Origin of the sequence: Nostoc sp. CCY0012, assembly GCF_963920855.1 — a bacterium.
GTDB lineage: Bacteria > Cyanobacteriota > Cyanobacteriia > Cyanobacteriales > Nostocaceae > Cyanocohniella.
The window spans coordinates 1-18,405 of sequence record NZ_CAWUDM010000058.1; the positions used below are offsets into that span (position 1 = coordinate 1).

The 18,405-nt window shown below is 39.4% G+C and carries 15 protein-coding genes; 6 read left to right on the top strand and 9 right to left on the bottom strand.

Going from position 1 to position 18,405, the window contains the following annotated elements:
• Nucleotides 1-373: tetratricopeptide repeat protein (locus ACM0OS_RS17345; protein WP_414544443.1), on the top strand; the 373-nt coding region annotated here is incomplete at its 5' end.
• 72 nt (nt 374-445) lie between these two features.
• On the opposite strand, the gene ACM0OS_RS17350 is transcribed toward ACM0OS_RS17345, so the two are convergent.
• From ACM0OS_RS17350 to nfi, 8 genes are all read right to left on the bottom strand, one after another.
• Nucleotides 446-901, bottom strand: a complete 456-nt coding sequence (locus ACM0OS_RS17350; RefSeq protein ID WP_414544444.1) for a hypothetical protein — start codon at nt 899-901, stop codon at nt 446-448.
• Nucleotides 902-1,238: 337 nt separating this feature from the next.
• Nucleotides 1,239-3,992: a hypothetical protein gene (locus ACM0OS_RS17355; protein WP_414544445.1), complete on the bottom strand. Its 2,754-nt coding sequence runs from the start codon at nt 3,990-3,992 to the stop codon at nt 1,239-1,241.
• A gap of 727 nt (nt 3,993-4,719) precedes the next feature.
• Nucleotides 4,720-5,160, bottom strand: coding sequence for a hypothetical protein (locus ACM0OS_RS17360; RefSeq protein WP_414544446.1), 441 nt, complete (start codon nt 5,158-5,160; stop codon nt 4,720-4,722).
• 32 nt (nt 5,161-5,192) lie between these two features.
• Nucleotides 5,193-5,927, bottom strand: coding sequence for a GDSL-type esterase/lipase family protein (locus ACM0OS_RS17365; RefSeq protein WP_414544447.1), 735 nt, complete (start codon nt 5,925-5,927; stop codon nt 5,193-5,195).
• Between the two features lie 88 nt (nt 5,928-6,015).
• Nucleotides 6,016-6,903, bottom strand: coding sequence for a lysostaphin resistance A-like protein (locus tag ACM0OS_RS17370; RefSeq protein ID WP_414544448.1), 888 nt, complete (start codon nt 6,901-6,903; stop codon nt 6,016-6,018).
• A gap of 229 nt (nt 6,904-7,132) precedes the next feature.
• On the bottom strand, nt 7,133-9,094 hold the full coding sequence (locus ACM0OS_RS17375; RefSeq protein WP_414544449.1) for an FHA domain-containing protein: 1,962 nt from the start codon (nt 9,092-9,094) through the stop codon (nt 7,133-7,135).
• Nucleotides 9,095-9,122: 28 nt separating this feature from the next.
• Complete coding sequence (locus tag ACM0OS_RS17380) at nt 9,123-9,695, bottom strand: FHA domain-containing protein (RefSeq protein WP_414544450.1); 573 nt, start codon at nt 9,693-9,695, stop codon at nt 9,123-9,125.
• A gap of 122 nt (nt 9,696-9,817) precedes the next feature.
• Nucleotides 9,818-10,492: a deoxyribonuclease V gene (gene nfi / locus ACM0OS_RS17385; RefSeq protein ID WP_414544451.1), complete on the bottom strand. Its 675-nt coding sequence runs from the start codon at nt 10,490-10,492 to the stop codon at nt 9,818-9,820.
• A 163-nt stretch (nt 10,493-10,655) separates the two neighbouring features.
• On the opposite strand from nfi, the gene ACM0OS_RS17390 reads away from it, so the two are divergent.
• Complete coding sequence (locus ACM0OS_RS17390) at nt 10,656-11,498, top strand: prohibitin family protein (protein ID WP_414544452.1); 843 nt, start codon at nt 10,656-10,658, stop codon at nt 11,496-11,498.
• Between the two features lie 294 nt (nt 11,499-11,792).
• On the opposite strand, the gene ACM0OS_RS17395 is transcribed toward ACM0OS_RS17390, so the two are convergent.
• A complete protein-coding gene (locus ACM0OS_RS17395) occupies nt 11,793-13,703 on the bottom strand; it encodes an acetate--CoA ligase family protein (RefSeq protein WP_414544453.1) in 1,911 nt (636 codons plus the stop codon).
• A 320-nt stretch (nt 13,704-14,023) separates the two neighbouring features.
• Here ACM0OS_RS17395 and ACM0OS_RS17400 point away from each other — a divergent pair, with 320 nt between their 5' ends.
• The 4 genes from ACM0OS_RS17400 to ACM0OS_RS17415 all read left to right on the top strand — a co-directional run bounded on the left by ACM0OS_RS17400 (nt 14,024) and on the right by ACM0OS_RS17415 (nt 18,381).
• Nucleotides 14,024-14,227, top strand: a complete 204-nt coding sequence (locus ACM0OS_RS17400; RefSeq protein ID WP_414544454.1) for a hypothetical protein — start codon at nt 14,024-14,026, stop codon at nt 14,225-14,227.
• Nucleotides 14,228-14,525: 298 nt separating this feature from the next.
• Nucleotides 14,526-15,377, top strand: coding sequence for a cyanophycinase (locus ACM0OS_RS17405; protein ID WP_414544455.1), 852 nt, complete (start codon nt 14,526-14,528; stop codon nt 15,375-15,377).
• A 459-nt stretch (nt 15,378-15,836) separates the two neighbouring features.
• Nucleotides 15,837-17,141, top strand: coding sequence for an urea ABC transporter substrate-binding protein (gene urtA / locus ACM0OS_RS17410; protein WP_414544456.1), 1,305 nt, complete (start codon nt 15,837-15,839; stop codon nt 17,139-17,141).
• A gap of 85 nt (nt 17,142-17,226) precedes the next feature.
• Entirely contained in the window at nt 17,227-18,381 is a 1,155-nt protein-coding gene (locus ACM0OS_RS17415; RefSeq protein ID WP_414544457.1) for an ABC transporter permease subunit, read from the top strand.
• The last annotated feature ends 24 nt before the right edge of the window (nt 18,382-18,405 follow it).

Genomic DNA, 18,405 nt, shown 5'->3' on the forward strand with positions numbered 1-18,405 from the left:
AGTTGCCCAAGAATTGCGAGAATATGAAGAAGCACGGCGCAATTATCAACAGGCTTTGAATATCAACATCGAATATGGCGATCGCTATAACCAAGCCCTTACCTACCACCAGTTGGGAAGAGTTGCCCAAGAATTGGGAGAATATGAAGAAGCACGGCGCAATTATCAACAGGCTTTGAATATCTTAATCGAATATGGCGATCGCTATGAACAAGCCAAAACCTACGCAACATTAGGACTACTTGCAAAAGCAGAGGAAAATTACCCAGAGGCGAGGGCTAACTTGCAAACAGCGTTAGAGATATTTGTTGAGTATCAGGATGAATATCGTGCAGCGATGACACGGGAAATTTTAGACAAATTACCAGATTAATCATGAATTAACGCATTCCCCCTCCCCGCAAGCGAAGAAAGGGCTAAGATTTAAAGATAAAACTAAACCATATTAGTCTCCCGGTGGGAGAGTTCCAACCTTTTCCGCAGGTGGTTCTGTGTAGTCACAAAATATATTTAATCCAATTTTGAGTATATACAAAACAATTACAGTGGCTATAGCCGGATCAATTGGTAATCCATTTGCACTTGCAAGACCTACTAAAGAAACAATCAAACCTGATAGCAAAGGTGAACTTCCTGGATTTTTCGTGTATTCTTGGAGTTGACCACGAAAGCCATCATCACCGCAGAGTTCTTTCCGCAGTACAGTCAGCGTGACTTTCCAGATTGATTTGCCCTCTGACATTAATGTTTTGCCATTTTTCTCAATCCATAAATCCTCAAATGAGCGTTCAACTTGACCATTGTGTCTAGCTAAGTTATCTAGGGCATACTGTGCAGGTTTATCATCTTGCAAGATTTCCCGCATAGCCATAATTTCATTCATGCTGATTTGAGCTTCCATGCTTTAGTTAGTTTTTTGGTTTAAGTTCTCAAGTTGACCCCAATTTTTAAACTTTAGCATTTTACTACAAACCTTTAATTGACGTGAGTATCCAAGGAAGGCGCACCTGCGGGAAGTGCGAAAGAAACCTTTCTGTTTTCTTAAGAGTTCGATAAGCTGGAAATGACCCCGCTTTCATTCCTCTCCCTTGCAAGGGGTTCCCCGCGTTGTAGCAAGTGGCATTAGAGGCTTAAAAAACCTATTATTTTGTAGTACTATGTTATGAATTTTTTGCCACTTCTCCTTGTAGGTAAGAAGCTGGTGTTAGGTTCCATTGAACTGACGTTTATTTAAGATATTAAAATTGTAAACCTCCTTCAAAACGCACTTCCAATCCATTACCACTAATCCCCAGACGAGATTCCCAAAAACCACCATTACCTGCAAGATGATTTTTTATTATTAATCCGTAAGATAAATCAGATACTCGATTTCTAATTCCTTGCTCACTAGTTCTAAAATTTTGCAAGTAAGCTCCAATAGACCAATAAGGATTAAGCTTTTGGGTACTTTCCAATGAATAAAAAAAATTATCCCTTATTTCCATAAAAGTACTCAATTCTAATCCATTTTTCAGACCCAATTTTCCTTGAAAGAAACCTAATTCTCTTAAATTACGTTTATTATCAATCAATAAAAGTCCTGAAGTCAGTGAATAATTTAAATTCCTATCTTGTCTAGAAAAAGAATAACTAAAATTTAAATAATCAGGATTTGAAGAATTGGCAGCACTATTCCAAGAAAAACGTAAAGCCGGAATATGATTATTAATTGCTTGGGGTTGTCCCATTGCATCAAATTCTACATGGGTATTAAGAAAACTCAATAAACCATTAGCATAAATACCTATATTTGGTTCTGATACACCTAAGTTATTGTTGGCAATATGAAATGCCGAGTCAGAATTTAAGTTAAACCAAATGCCAGAATTAAGAGTGTAATTCCACTTACCCGAAGAACCTGCCCATAATGCTTCTATAGTAGGTAAATATAAATAACCTCTAAAAGATTGAAGATGAGTATTAATTTGGCCCATTTGCGAAAGTTCAAGGCGGTCAAAAGCAATGTCAAATGAACGCACATTCACTGGTACAGCAATCATATCTACTGAATTAAAGTTTTGGATAAACTGCTGGCCATTAGGACTAATCAAATTTACCTGGACAGCAGATGAACGATTGCTAGGACTAACTGATGTTTTGTCTATAGGAATAGGTACGCCTGTAAATGATAAAGGGCCAAAACTATTGTCAGAAAGTTGAACTTTAGTAATGTATGTATTACCTGCATTCCAACTACTATTGCCATGAATAAACTGAATACCCCGTTTGTGATTACCAGTACGTATTTGGAAAAGATTTGAATTATTAGGTGTAATCAAACTAGGAAAGGTAAATGTTCCAGAAACTTGTTCTAAACCACTGCTACGATTACCCAATAACAATGTTCTGTTAAGTCGTTCATTGATTTGTCTCCTTTGATCTGGAGTTGCTTTTGAGTTAAGTGGGGCAAAGTTTTCTTGTCGGTCTAATCTGGCTTTTGCTTCTGTTAAACTTTGTGATAACGGCTGAGGTTTAATTAATTTAAAAATACCTCCCATTAACATACCTAAAGTAGAATTAGCACTTTGTAATTTATCTATTTGACTTTGATTACTAGATAAAGATAAGGAAATCCCCAGATTAGTAAAAACATTCGTATAAAGTACCTTAGTCTCTGCGGCATCATATTGTAATAAAGTCTGATTATGAGGTCGGCTAAATTCAAATTTATGCCAGTTATAACTTTCTGTTTTTTCTGTGCGGCGAATAAATCGAGGTTCTCGTTGACCCAAAGAAACCCAATATAAGGAATTTAGATAATGTAACTTGCGTTCTTTTTCACTGAGGAAAGGATTGGCTAAGATATTCAACAAATCCCAATTATCAAATTTGCCTAACTGACCGATTTTGATTCCTGGTACAGAGGTAGTTTCTGCTTGAAAACTTGAATTTTCTCCATTTAAAGGGTTTCCCCAAGAAATACCTAGCTTTTCTAAAGTTGTTTGAGAAACTTGTGAGCCGACAAACAAACCATCTTCTAATAATGGTTGCAAATTATTAGTAGGAAATGCTTGTAAAATCAAAGGAGTATTTTCTATATCTAAATTTTCAAATAAAGCGCCACCACCCCTAGAGCTATAAGTTGACGCACTAGATAAATTGACAATATTATTGATGTATAAATTGGCAGAATTGTTCTCTGAATTAAGTTTAAATTCACTATTGATCATAATTGGAGTTGCAGCAATTCCTCCAGGGGTAAAAGCCTCTGCGGCAATAGATTGAATATATAACTTTTTGATGTCAATTTCACCAGTTAGTTCTTCAAAAGTTTGAGGAATTGCCCAAACTGCTTGCTTCCCCCATAGCCGTTGAGTTAATTGAACACTTTGTTGTCTTTGAATTTCAGTTGATTGACCTTGGTAAGATATTCCACTTTGCCATCCCTGAGTTTCAATGACAACTCGATTATCAGGTAATACCCAGTAAAATTGTTCTTGATTGGGAAAATGGGCAAAGTTAAATTTATTAACTATCGGTTCTCCAGTAGCAAATTTCAAGGAAAAATCAGTATAATTTTGATGATGATTAGGATTAAATAAAGATGAAAATTTAATATTGTCTGAGGGATGAACAATCCAAGGGTATCTATTAACGCTGTTAGTAATAGCATTTAAGATAATTGCTTCTTGAGCTTGTCTGGGTAAGAGTTGATTGGTAGTTTCTTCATTGGGATCTCTAGGCGCAGATTCTAAAATTTCTGGAGTATTGAGTATTTCTGGAATATCTATTTCATTAAAGTTGGGAAAAATTTGAATTGTGTCTGGAGTTAATGTTTGTGTAATAAATATATCTTCTGTTAAACCTTTGCTTGGTGTATCTTGAGAAGATATGGTAAATTTATTGTTATCTATATTTGGTTGGATTTTGGCTGCGGACTTTACCGGAAATAGAATAATAAATGACAAGAGTGTAGTCAATTTTAAGTTGAGATAACTCTGACTAATCATTGATTTGTTTAATATAAATATTCATTTTTCCAAGCATCAACTTGAATATAGGTATTTACCTTTTGCCCTATATCCTAATCTACGAGGCGGAATTTATTATTCAACCAAAGATGGAATAAATTAAGGGATTAAGGAGTTATAGTGATTGTTTATAAAATTCTAAATTCCTACTTGAAGGTGAGTTGGGCGGAACCTAACCCCAACCCATCCCTTGTAGGAAAGTGTTAAAATAATGAGACATAAGTTACCTTCAAAAATAATCTCAGTACCTACTCCCCTTTCATGAAAAATACCTCGCCCATAAGGATGAACGAGGTATGAATAGGAGTAAATCAACAAGGACTTATGATTCTATTTGTCCCTTTTGCGAGAAGAAGGGGGTTCTGGAGATTACTACAAAAAAATAGTAGCAATCTTCAATTCATAGAGCAAAATCCTCACGAACTAATGCAATTAGTTCTATAGTCTATGCTCTTGAAGTGTAGTAAACCCTGGACTATAAAGCCCACAAGTCTTTTACAATTAATAATCTAACAAAGATAATTTAATAAATCTCGCCAATTTGGCGTTTTTTTTTTGCAAATTTATTAACTTATACATAGCGATCGCAAGTAGGTAAACAAAATTAATTACCCGTTGAGGTTCGCTCAAGACTCAAAAACCCAGCCGGGGTGACTGGGCTTTTATTGGGATCATATTCCCCAAGAGCTTGTTTGTACGCTTCATTTTAAGATTTCAACCACTCTCCGCCTCGGAAACGCCAACGAGGAAAAATAATTCGCATTAGGCTTTGAGAAGAAATAAAAACTGCTAACCAAACACAGCTGTAGTGTAATAAAAAGGCTCCTATTGGTAGTTCTGCTTTTGGTATGGGTATGGGCAAGAATCCAACAAGTTTTACCCCACAAAAGATAAACACTAATTCCCAAATGCCAGCTAAGAGTTGATAAGCTGCTGGCCAGTCTCTATCCCAACGAACTTTTTGCAGATAGTCATACAACACATCCCAACCTAAGCCAAAGATGGCAACATAGGCAAGTATCCAGAAATAAACTGAGTTAGCACCAGGTCCAATGATACCCATTGCAAAGGGCAAAGATACTAAAACACCTACAGTTACCAGTAGTAATAAGCGAGTTTGCCAGCGACCAAATAAAGTTGGTGTCATCTGAGGACTGAAGAATAGATATGTAAAAAAGATTACTGATTTGAGAATGTTGTTAGTTGTCCATCAAATTTAGCATGATACGCTTTCAATGGTTCCCAACTGATGACATCCTCTAACAAAGCTTGATAGCCCAGTGTATTAGGATGCAAACCATCTGTACTCAGGCGTTTTGTCCACCAACTTTCACCACGTGCTATCCATTGATCGAAAATATCCAGATAGGGAATTTGGCGTTGACTACAAGCCAGTTTAGTCGCTTCTTTATAGCGGTATTGGTCGCCATGATTGTAGTAAAAACAATCGAGAAACGGCATTTTTGCTTGATCCACTGGTACCATGCCCACAAATAATACTGGACATAACTGCTGTGCTTGGTCTAGTAAAGCAGCAATTTCTAATTCAAAAACCGAAAAATCTGTATAATTTTTGCCGTTGGGACGTGCTAACCGGGCTGAATCATTCACGCCCACGGATAGAATAATTAAATCAGGGACACGATTACGGAGTTCACCCCGATGGCGAAATTCTACTTCTAGCCTTTGTGCTACTTGTTGAGTGCGATCGCCTCTGACTCCCAGATTATATAGTACATGCCCAGAGCTATCCGGTAACATCCACCACCGCCGCAGTTGTTCAACCCAACCGCCTCTTTCTGGGTCACCAAATCCGTAAACTAAGCTATCTCCCAGTGCAATAATCTTTAAAGGCTGACATTGGGTTGGTGCTACAGATAACTGCATTGAGGAAGAAAGCTCGAATGTTTGCATTTTCCAGAATATATTTTATATCTTTACAAGATTCTATACATTTCTACATCATTCAAGAGTATCTTTCTTTCCTAAAATTGTGCAAGCTTTACATCTCTGCTGGGGAAGCGTTGACTAAGTAAGGTATTGCGGTATTCTTGCGAGGCCAATTCCGGGAGAGGAAACGCATCAGCAAAGGTAAGGATATTAGCATCAGCACAACCCCAACCCACCAACTAGAACGCAATTGTTCTAAATTATTTACGGCTGAGGTAGTTTGCGATTCACTAGCAAAAAAGCCCATGCTCACGGCTAGTAAATTATTCACCGCATGGCAGACAATAGGCACAATCAGCGTGCGGGTTTTGATGTATAGCACCCCCATCATGATGCCAAACATAGATAATCCCACGATATTGGCGTGTAAAACTCCGAACAGCAGAGAAGAAGAAATCAAAGCGGTACGTATACCCCATTTAGCCGCCCAGCGCTGTAATATTACTCCCCGAAAAATAAATTCCTCAGCGATAGGTGCAACCACGACAGTTGCGATCGCCGCAAGTACGTTGTTCAATAAAGGTGCCGAACTTTGCGGAGTAGGATTACTAGCAACTTGACGCATTAATTCCTCAACAAAATCCGGGGCAACCCATGATAAAAGAGAAAATGATACTAAATAGGCACTGAGTGAAAACAAAATTAATAAAAAAACTAATCCGATAATCGGCAACCATCTGTAATTTCTAGGGACAGTACCCACAACATACTGAAGATTAATTCCTAAGCGATTAAAGTCTGATAGTATCCACAGACAAAGCAACCCAAAAATTAAAATATAGAGAATTAGGGGCATAACTTGATTGTTCAAGGTTATACCACTAGCCGCCATTCCGAAACCTAGTGCTATACCAAGAATGAACGATATAAGTAAACCCTGTAAGAACAAATTACGAACCTTGAGCTTGCGGAATGGGTGATCTAAATTATCAGGTGTCATAAATATAAAAGCATTCCTTTATTCCTTAGGGTACTTTGCGGTTATCTTCTCAATATTAAGTATATTTTTATTATTAATTAGTATCAGAATTAACTAATAATAATCAATCCACAAAACAACCGATAGGGGATGTCCCAAATGTGCAAGTATAATTTATATATGGGATTGTGACTGAAGTTGCATAGTTTTCTTAATTACAGTGGCGTATATGGTGGACTGCCATAACTAATTATTTACTAGGTGATTGATTTAATACCCACGAACACCACTGCCCAAAAGAACTGATAGTATTTAAACGACGAACACCAGGCGCATGGGCGGCGGCGAGTCCATCAACAGCAACCAATGCAGAGTACTGCAAACCGAGGAAACTATCAACCGCAGCATAAGGGCCACCCAAAGTAATTGCCCCAGCCGCATACATTTGACCTTTGCCATTCCGCATTTCTGGTAACTCAAAATTATTAGCCACAACTAAGCGTCCCAAATAATTCAGGGGCAAGTTGTAATGTTTAACAAGATCGTCCAGTAAAGGGCTGGCTTCCACCTTGGCATCTAGCCCGGTAGCATCAACAATGAAGTCAGATGCTAATTTCATTTCTCCCAAGCCTTTTTCTTGGATATGGGTAATAGTGCGGTTTTGAGTATCCCGTTCCACACCCATCACTTCACCGAAAGTAATTTGATACCAGCCTTCACTTAAACCTTGTTCCGTAATGCGCTGCCAATCGTGACGGTCAGCAGTAGTAGTACCGCCCCAATCAGCGAGTAAACGCTGGCGTTCATCAGGATTCGCTTGTTCTAACATAACGCGGAGTTCCCCGCCCCAACAAGCTTTCGGCCAGTTAAACGGCTGCAATTCGTAATGATTTTTGACAGAACGCTGGGATTTTTGAAATTTGTTGCCTTGGGGTTTAGGCGATCGCATCAAATGCAAAACTGTAATTTGACGATTTTGTTTTCTCGCTTCATAAATTCGCTGGACAATGCGCGAAGCCACAATTCCCCGTCCCCGAATTAATACTGTTCCACCTTGTCGTTCCAATTGCTGATAAACGTGGTCATGTGCTTCATAAGCATTCACCACTGACTTAAAATCTTGATATTTTTCTCTATAAGCTTGCAAATCTGGGAGAAACTGAATTGCTGGATACCCAGTAGCTAAATGTAAATAACGACTAACTAAAAAAGCATAATTTCCCGGCCCGCGAGAATAGGCTACACAATATCTGCCATCATCTGTTTTACGAATTGCCCTGACTCGCCCATAACGATAAATTTGATTCCAGCCAATGCGCTTCACTTCCCTATCTATAGAATCGAAGACATTAGCCGCGCGGGGTGTATAAGTTTCTGCGAAAGTTGGTTCAGCGAACACTTGCCATAAATACTGGAATGCTGAGTTTAACTTGCTTTGAGTCAAGTCACGCCATGCTTCTCGCAAAGCATAACTAGGCCAACCCCAAATATTATCAGGACAAGAATCGGAATTAGACCTCAATCTTTCATATAAGGGAATTTGCGAATTTAGACATAGGCGCTTATAACGCGCATAGGGTTCTGCTTCCAATCCCAAAGCGACAATTTTGCTAGCATCTACACCACTAATTCTCAGCAAATCAACCCAGATGAAACTCCCCAGTCCAGCCCCCACGGCCAGATAATCGCATTCATCCACTGGTAAACCTGTCGCGTGGAGTGCTTGCACCCCAACATATTCTGCTTGAAACGTAGGTGGGGGAAAATTGCTTCCCAAGGGCGTTAGCGGCTGGACAAGTGGCAAGCCAGGGTCAGGGACATTGGTATTAGGGTTAAATTGAATCGTTGACGGCGGACTGGTAACTTGAGTGGTGGCGTTGACATTAACCATCACCGTCATCATGTAGGGGCCAATTTGCAATGTATCGCCATTAGTTAAAACACTACGCGTTTGTTTATGACCATTGACAAACACCCCATTAACACTGCCTTGGTCAACTACTACTAGCTGATTTTGTTCCCAATCAATTAGGGCATGATAGCGAGAGACTTCATTACTATTAAGCAGCATCCTAGCCACACGCTGTCCCTGAAGTTCAACAGGTAACCGGGCAAATTCACGACCAAAAGCTATAGGCACACTCAACTTTGGTTCTCGCCTTTCCCCCGTAGCTGGATCTTCCCAACTTAATTGAATTTGTGGATTAGTCATTTTGTATTAATTATTCCCCCTTATCTTCCTAATGATTAGGTGCTACCAACACACTAGCTGCGGCAGCTAAAGATGTCCCGCACCAAGGACAGCCAATTTGCAGATTCTCTGCTGAGGAAACTTTGTGACATTTGGGACACTCTAACCCATAAGTACCTTGGGGGGGAACTGGTGGATGGTGATGATGTCTTGGTTGTACGGGTAATTGCTGGGGGTGGGAGTGGGTTACTTGTGGTTGTGGCGGTATCAAAATTGTTGCCGCAATATGAGAGATAGCAACTTTGGTAACTTGGAGTTGTGCTTGACCTAAATAGACAATACTGCCTTCGTGTAAAGGCATTTCACCCTGGACTAATTGCTGTCCATCCACAAGGGGGGGATTAGGCGATCGCAAATTTCTGATATAAAAGCGTTGTTGCTGGGGGTGAAAAAATATTTCTACATGTAGACCAGATACAGTAGGGTTACTCAGAACAATGTCACATCGCAGTGGATCACGACCGATGCGGAAAGTACTGGGATTCTTACTAGGTTGTTGTTCATAAATGTTTTGAATTTTATCTTGGCCTGCATCGTGCCACTGTAAAGTTAGTGCATTCATTCTTCTAACTTGGGTAACTCGTATTTATTTAATTACTTCAATTTTTATCTGTGCGATTCCTAACACGATTGAGTAGGAGCAAGCAAGTATTTAGTACAAACTTCAACAAAATGATATGGAAGCTATTTGCTTGATCTGGCAGATGCCAATTTATCAGCAACACGTGTGGTTTCTGGTAAGCGATATTTTGGTGTGCAGCGTAATACATAGTCAATTGCTGTAGGTAAACTGATTTTATGCCCTATGGAGACATACACAGGCTTGACTCCTTGACGTGTTCTTAAAACTGCGCCAATAATTTCACCTTTATGTTTTAGAGGTTGCCAATTACCTTTAATGTCTGGCAATTCTTCATGCTTACCAATTAACAATGATTTTGCGACACCGATTGTCGGCATATCTAAAATCACCCCTAAATGGCTAGCGATGCCAAGTCTGCGGGGATGGGCGATTCCTTGACCATCACACAAAATAATATCTGGTGTGATTTTAATCTTTTCTAGTGCATCGAGGACTGCCGGGATTTCTCGAAATGAAAGGAAACCGGGAATATAGGGAAACGAAGTCGGACGGTACGCTAACGTCGTCTCTATGACTTGCAAATCAGGAAAACTCAGCACCGCCACTGCTGCACGGCTAATAGTGCCATTGGACTCAAAACCCATATCCACACCAGCAACATACTGAACTGGTTGTGGAAGTTGATCTGATGGAATTACCTGATATCGCAAATTTTCTTGGATAGCTATAGCTTCCTCTAGGTTGAGAGGCCAAGCATGATGTTGATGAATCTTCATATTTAAACGGGGAATTAAAAGCTGTATTTTTCCGAAATCTTGATTGGTAACTGTGTATCTACCGATGACATTAATTTTAAAATTTTTGTAGCTTTTAGAAAATAGCGATTCGTTTGTGTATCCATAATTAACGAAAATATCATTTTATTTAGGTGCAAAATATATGCGTAATATTAGCAATACTACTGACAATAATCTTCAGTATGGATTTTATATTGCTGGAGGAATATTTATTTTAATTCTGGCATTTATGATTCGTCCTTTTGCCATTGTTAATGCTGGTGAACGGGGTGTAGTGATGCAGTTTGGCAAGGTTCAAGATAAGATATTAGATGAAGGACTACATCCTATTATGCCAATTGTCACATCAGTTAAAAGACTCAATGTTCGTGTTCAGCAAAATACTTTTAAATCTGATGCAGCTTCTAAAGACCTCCAGACAATTACTACAGAACTGGCAGTGAATTGGCATCTTGACCCGCTAAAGGTAAATAAAATATTTCAACAAATTGGAGATGAGAAATTAATTATTGATGGTATTATTACTCCTGCGGTATCAGAAGTATTGAAAGCGGCTACTGCTAAAAATACAGCCGAAGAAGTCATTACTAAAAGAACGGAATTAAAACAAGAAATTGATAATCATCTGAAAAATCGTTTAGCAAATTACGGCATCATTATAGATGATGTTTCTTTAGTAAATTTTGCTTTTTCTCCAGAGTTTAGTAGAGCCATTGAATCTAAACAAATAGCTGAACAAGAAGCTAAACAAGCAGAATTTATTGCTCAAAAAGCAACTCAAGAAGCTCAAGCAGAAATTAATCGTGCTAAAGGACAAGCGGAAGCACAAAGATTACAGAGGCTAACTTTAACGCCAGATTTATTACAAAAGCAAGCCATAGAAAAATGGGATGGACGTTTTCCCACAGTTATGGGTGGTAATAGTTCAATCCCATTAATTAATATTAATCCTAATAGTTTAGTTGGTGGAGAGAAGAAACAATAACAGGACTTAAGCAAGTGTCATAAAAAATAAAAATTTTTGCTTGTAGTAAGGGCTACCCTACGGGAACGCTGCGCGAACAGCCCTTATCTTGTCAAGCCCTATGGGCATAGCTGCGCTTACTGCGGAATTTCTCGCAGAGAGGACTAAAGTCCTCACTCTTCGAGTGATGCCGCCGGCACGCTGACGCGAACGTTAGTCGCTCATGGGGGAGACCCCCAAGACCGCGCTAACTCACTACAAACTTAAAATAATATGCCAGTTGCGTAAGTCCTAATATCTCACAAAAATTTGTGTTTACTCAATCGTCCCAACTTCTTTTAGATACACTCGAGTGAATGGTTCGTCTACTCCTAAAGTGTAATCTTCAATCAACCCCTGACGACGGATAGAAATGTTGTGATCTTTCTTAATCACAACTGTAGACCCATCAATCATATTCCGCATTAACATCATTTCTGTTTCTGTGGGATTATCTAAAACTACCATGTTGCTATTCTGGTAAAACATCCCCTGCTCTTCTAAAGTGGTTTCATCGTATTCCACAATCAGCAAATCAACCTTGGGATTACGTAGCAAATTTTGCACATTGCTGTTGTAGTCTTGGCGGAATGATTTTTGCGACCGATTGACGAAAACTGCATCGTGGCAAACAGCGCCTATTGTCCAGTCAGGATGGTGGGACAGAATATGGTCTATGGTTTCTTGGAGTTCTCCGACTGAAATTTTGTTAAAGGTGATAATGGGAATTTTGGCATTGATCCCCGATGTAAAAAAGGTTTCTAAAATATGGGAAGGCACATCAACACTATCACCCACGCAAGGGTTCAGATGCATCAAAATTCCCGGTGCGGCGTTGATTTCTATAACGGCAAAGTTCCCAGATTTCCAAGATTCCGCCAAGTTTTCAGCAATGACATCAATGCCAAGACAAGTCAGTCGGAAGTGTTGGGCAATATCTTGAGCCAAGATAATATTGTCATCATGAATTATCGAGGTAGCATCAATGCTAATTCCTCCCGCCGAAAGATTGGCAACTTTGCGAAGATAAACGGTTCGTCCTTTCTTGATTACACTGTCTAATGACAAACCTTGCTCTTCTAAGTACAGTTCCATTGCCTCATCGCACTGTATTTTAGACATGGGCGAGGTGGGTGTATCTAAGCGTGCTGATGTGCGATTTTCTTCGCGGATTAACTCTTTAATAGTTAAGTAACCATCTCCGACAACCGATGCGGGACGACGTTCGGTAGCGGCCACAAATCTGCCGTTGACACACAACAACCGAAAATCCTGGCCGGAAATGCTTTTTTCGACAATTACCCGCGCTGACTGGTCTTCAGGAATTGCTGCTAATGCCCTACCATAAGCTGCTTCTAGTTCTTTGGCGTCTTGCACACCAGCCGTTACACCAATTCCTTTGTGACCAACTACAGGCTTTACTGCTACGGGGTAACGAATTTCTCTGGCTGCTGCTAAGGCTTCCTTTTCTGACCAGACAATATCTCCTTCGGGAATTGGTAAACCCAAGGTTTTCAAAAAGGTTTTGCAGTCATCTTTGCGGGTGGTGAAATCTGAATCTAGATGACTATCACACTCAAAGGTCGTTGCTACACCACGAACTTGTTTCTTCCCATAGCCATATTGCATTAGTCCTTCTTCCCACAGATAAAAAGTGGGAATACCTTTTTCGTAGGCTGTCCGCAATAAGGCGTAAACTGTGGGGCCACCGTAAACAGATTGGCGGAATTGCCTTTGAAGACTCAATAATTCTTCATCAAAGAAAAAGTCTTTATCTTGAGTTATGGCTTCAAACCAATCCCAAACAAAGTAAACCACTGCTCTAGTGGTGCGTTCATGCAACGATTGAATACTGATGCGCGAGTAATTTGCATCTGGCTTGATGCTCCAACGGTGTGAGTGTAAATTCATGTCCAACTTACTCACTTCTGACACCACTTGAGCAAACAGATGAGCATGGGATTCGTATGTTTGTTTACTCAGATGCGGGTAGCGATCGCCTATGCTGGAAATATAATCTTCAATGGGTAGTGGTTTTCTATTCTCAATTAGCGCCCAATCAAATACCAGCGCCCCTGTCTCTAAATAAGGGTTAGGCCCGACGTAATGCTTGAAATTGAAAATATCGAATACATCAGTTTTTCTAGCATTAACGCGTACTAAAACACTACTTGTTGCTTGCGTCATTGATTATAAACCTTTAGCTAAACACCCTGATTATAGAATTTAATCTCAAGTTTTTTAGACTTGTAAATTGTTGGCTAATTTAATGCCAACGATTAATTGATTTAAAAATTTAGCTATAACTCACCTAGCATACACTTTATGGCTACGCGTTTTCAACCGCTACCCAATTTACCAAGAGGTACTCTAACTCATAAATTTGTAAATATCTATCTGGCAATAGTTATAAATCACTAAAAAATATATCCTTTGGAGGGTGAAATCTGCTGACTAAATGAATAAACTAATTAGAATATAGATTTATGAAAAAAATAAATTTAGTCATGAACAGCACACAGGCCACTCTTAGGGATGAAGTTCGTCAACTAGCTGAGGAAGCCTTCCACCTTAAGCTAATTTCTGGTCATGGAGATGGGCCAAATAGTGATGAATACCAAATTGTATATCAGGGTAAACCTAGACATATCTCACTAGAGCAAGCACGTTTTTTCTTAATGAACTTGCTGTACAGAAAAGGTATTGGTTAAACTTCCCTTAAAGGATTCATAATTTTATGAATTTAACCCAGTCCTCAAGGTAAGGACAGAAATAAATTCATCGATAATGACAGGGTGTATTGCTAGACAATGCACCATCTTTATGTTCAAGAATTTTATTTGTTATTGATCGAATTTTGGCTAACAAAAAGTAGTTTATTTATCAACAAAAACTACTTACAAATCTTTCCATCTTACAGACTCGATTGTATCTGTCAAATGGATGATTTTACGGAGCTAATTGTCATGCTTTAGTTAAATTAATTAACTGATATCAGGAGTCGGAATCATGGACGATACCAGCAAAAGACAGCTAGTAATCATTGGGGGAGCTGAAGATAAAGAGGGAGATTGTCTGATTTTGCGAGATTTTGTGCGGCGCTCAGGAGGTATCAAGTCCAAGATTGTCATTATGACTGCGGCTACAGAGCTACCAAGAGATGTGGGAGAGAACTACATTAGAGTATTCGAGGGATTAGGAGCAGAAGAAGCTCGCATCATTGACACAGAAACCCGTGATGATGCATCATCATCTACAGCTTTACAAGCGATCGCTCAAGCTACAGGGATATTTTTTACTGGAGGAGACCAATCTAGAATCACCAGTATTATCAAAGACACAGAAATAGATACAGCTATTCACAAACGCTTCTCTGAGGGGGTAGTTGTTGCCGGGACTAGTGCCGGTGCTGCGGTAATGCCAGATAAAATGATTGTAGAAGGTGACTCCCAGACCAACGCCAGAATTGAAGTCGTAGAAATGGGCCCAGGTTTAGGGTTTCTTCCAGGAGTAGTCATCGATCAGCATTTTTCCCAGCGTGGACGCATAGGACGCTTAATGGCAGCATTAATCCAAGAACCTGCTGTGTTAGGATTTGGCATTGATGAGAATACCGCTATGGTAGTCACTGATCATCAAGTAGAAATCATTGGAGAAGGTTCAGTCACAATTGTTGATGAATCAGACTCTACACATAATAATATGGATGAGATTTTGAAAGATGAGCCATTGGCGATTTTTGGAGCGAAACTGCATATATTACCCCACGGTTATAAATTCGATCTCAAAACCCGCCAGCCAATTCTTGATCAAAATCCTGTGGCGAATATCTCTCAACCACTGGCTACAAGTAATTCTTAATAGCCGCCTAAGGCGTTTTACGCAGTAAGCGCAGCTAGAGAGGAAGGCTCTACGTAATTAAGAAACTCAGTTATTTAGGGTGTTTTATGCTGTATAGTAACGCACTATCCCAAATTTTTGGTGCGGTAGAACTATTATTCATAACGCACCCTTGTATTTTTATAGGTTTTTTTGCTTATCTTAACTCCATAAAAATCAGTGTATGTGGCAATATATGACACAGGTAGCCGACTGTGAATGATATCACTTTGCAGTTGGTTATTTTTTATTTGGCAGTTTTTACCAATCTTCACCATCTCAGCATTAAGTAAAGATTAACTTTTTATTATGCAATACCAAGTTTTGTATAACAGATAACTTTTTAATAGTAAAATATCGCACTAATATCACAATTTAAAGATTAATCTTGTCAGCCTTTGATGATTTAGCTGATTCATACAAACGCAAATTTATCAAGATATGAGTAGAAAAATTAACAGACGGAAGTTTTTAGTTTACAGTTCTGCAACTATCGGTAGCAGCATTTTATTAAAGGCTTGTACAAATGACACCCCAACCGCCACAAACAGTCCAGGGGGTGCTTCTACAACCGCCACTGCTGGTGACACTATCAAAGTAGGCATTTTGCACTCCCTCAGCGGCACAATGGCCATTAGTGAAAGAAGTGTTGTTGATGCTGAAAGATTAGCAATTAAAGAAATTAACGCGGCTGGTGGTGTCTTAGGTAAACAAATTGAAGCGATTACTGAAGATGGCGCTTCTAACTGGGATACCTTTAGAGAAAAAGCCACCAAGTTAATTGATCAAGATCAGACTGCTGTCATTTTTGGTTGTTGGACTTCTGCTAGTCGCAAGAATGTAAAGCCAGTATTTGAGAGCAAAGATCATATGCTCTGGTATCCAGTACAGTACGAAGGTCAAGAATGTTCTAAAAACATTTTCTATACTGGTGCTGCTCCAAATCAACAAATTGAACCATCTGTTGACTGGATGTTAAAAAATAAAGGCAAAGAATTCTTTTTAGTTGGTTCCGATTATGTTTTTCCCCGCACGGCTAACACCATTATTAAAGCCCAACTAGAGGCATTAGGTGGCAAAACAGTTGGTGAGGATTATTTACCATTAGGTAACGTTGAAGTTACACCAATTATCTCGAAAATTCGGCAAAATTTACCCAACGGCGGCGTAATTTACAACACTCTCAATGGTGATAGTAACGTTGCATTTTTCAAACAATTGCGGGGTGCTGGATTAACACCAGATAAATATCCTTCGATGTCGGTAAGTATTGCAGAAGAAGAAGTTAAAGCTATTGGTGTTGAGTATCTCCAAGGTCATTATGCTGCTTGGAATTACTTTCAAACAGTAGACACACCTGCTAACAAAAAGTTTGTAGAAGCTTTCAAAAACGAGTATGGTGCAGAGCGGGTAATCAACGACCCAATGGAAGCAGGATACATTGCAGTTTATTTGTGGAAACAAGCAGTAGAAAAGGCTGGGACAACTGATTTAGATAAAGTGCGCGCTGCGGCCTACGGTCAAACGATAGATGCGCCAGAAGGTAAAGTAACAATGAGCGCTAATCATCACATTTCTAAAATTGTGAGAATTGGTCAAGTCCGAGGAGATGGTTTATTTGATATTGTCTATGCTACTCCTGCACCAGTTGAGCCTGTTCCTTGGAATCAATTTGTGAATGAAACTAAGGGATTTAGTTGTGATTGGTCAGATCCAGCTAAAGGTGGTAAGTATAAACAGGTTTAATTCGTAATTCGTAATTCGTAATTCGTAATTCGTAATTGGGATTACGAGTTACTGGTTTGAATGCATATTTGTGAGGAATTGATAGGTGTTGATAGGGTTTTTGGAAGCGGTATTTAATGGAATTAGTATTGGGTCAGTATTGTTAATTGCTGCCTTGGGACTAGCCATTATTTTTGGGTTGATGGGCGTCATTAATATGGCGCATGGCGAATTGATGATGTTTGGGGCTTATGCAACTTTTGTGGTGCAAAATGTTTGCAAACAGTTGGGCGGAGTGTGGTTCGATTTATATATATTTTTGGCTTTGATTATTGCTTTTTTATTCACTGCTGTAGTAGGGCTAATTTTAGAAAAAAGTGTAATTCGTTATCTCTATGGGCGACCGTTAGAAACTTTATTAGCCACGTGGGGTGTGAGTTTAATTTTTCAACAGTTTGTTCGCAGCGTGAATTGGTTGTTGGTAATTGGGATTGCTGTATTTGGTTTGTTATTTTTTGGAGGTTTACGGATTTTAAATTCTCGCCCAAATTTGGCGAGGGTGCGTAATTGGATGGTGTCAGTGTTATTGTTTTTGTCTCTAGGAATAAGTATCGCCACAGGAAATTTATTAGGCACACAACAAACACTAACTCAACCTTGGTTTGGCGCTCAAAATGTAGATGTCACGGCTCCTACTTGGTTGCAAGAGGGGATATCTTTGGGTGGGGTTCAATTGCCGTTTGCTCGATTATTTATTATTGCTTTGACAATAATTTGTGTCGCCGGAATTTATTTATTTTTACAGCGTTCTAATTGGGGCTTAAGAATCCGGGCTGTGACGCAAAATCGGAGTATGAGTGCTTGTTTAGGAATCCCTACTCAAAAAGTTGATGCTATCACTTTTGCGCTGGGTTCGGGATTGGCTGGTGTAGCTGGTTGCGCCATTAGTTTACTCGGTTCGGTAGGGCCAAATACTGGACAAAATTACATTATCGATACCTTTATGGTGGTGGTTGTCGGTGGTGTGGGTAATTTGGCAGGTACTATTGTCGCGGCTTTGGGAATTGGTACGGTGAATTTTTTAATTGGTTCTGGGACTCTGGCTTTTTTGTTGTCTCCGATTCAGCCTTTGGTAGATTTTTTCAATTTCTTTGCGACAACCAGTATGGCAAAGGTGATGGTGTTTGCACTAATTATCGCGTTTTTACAGTGGAAGCCTGGGGGGATTTTTCCTCAGAAGGGTCGTACTGTTGATGTTTGAACCACGGAGACACAGAGGACGCAG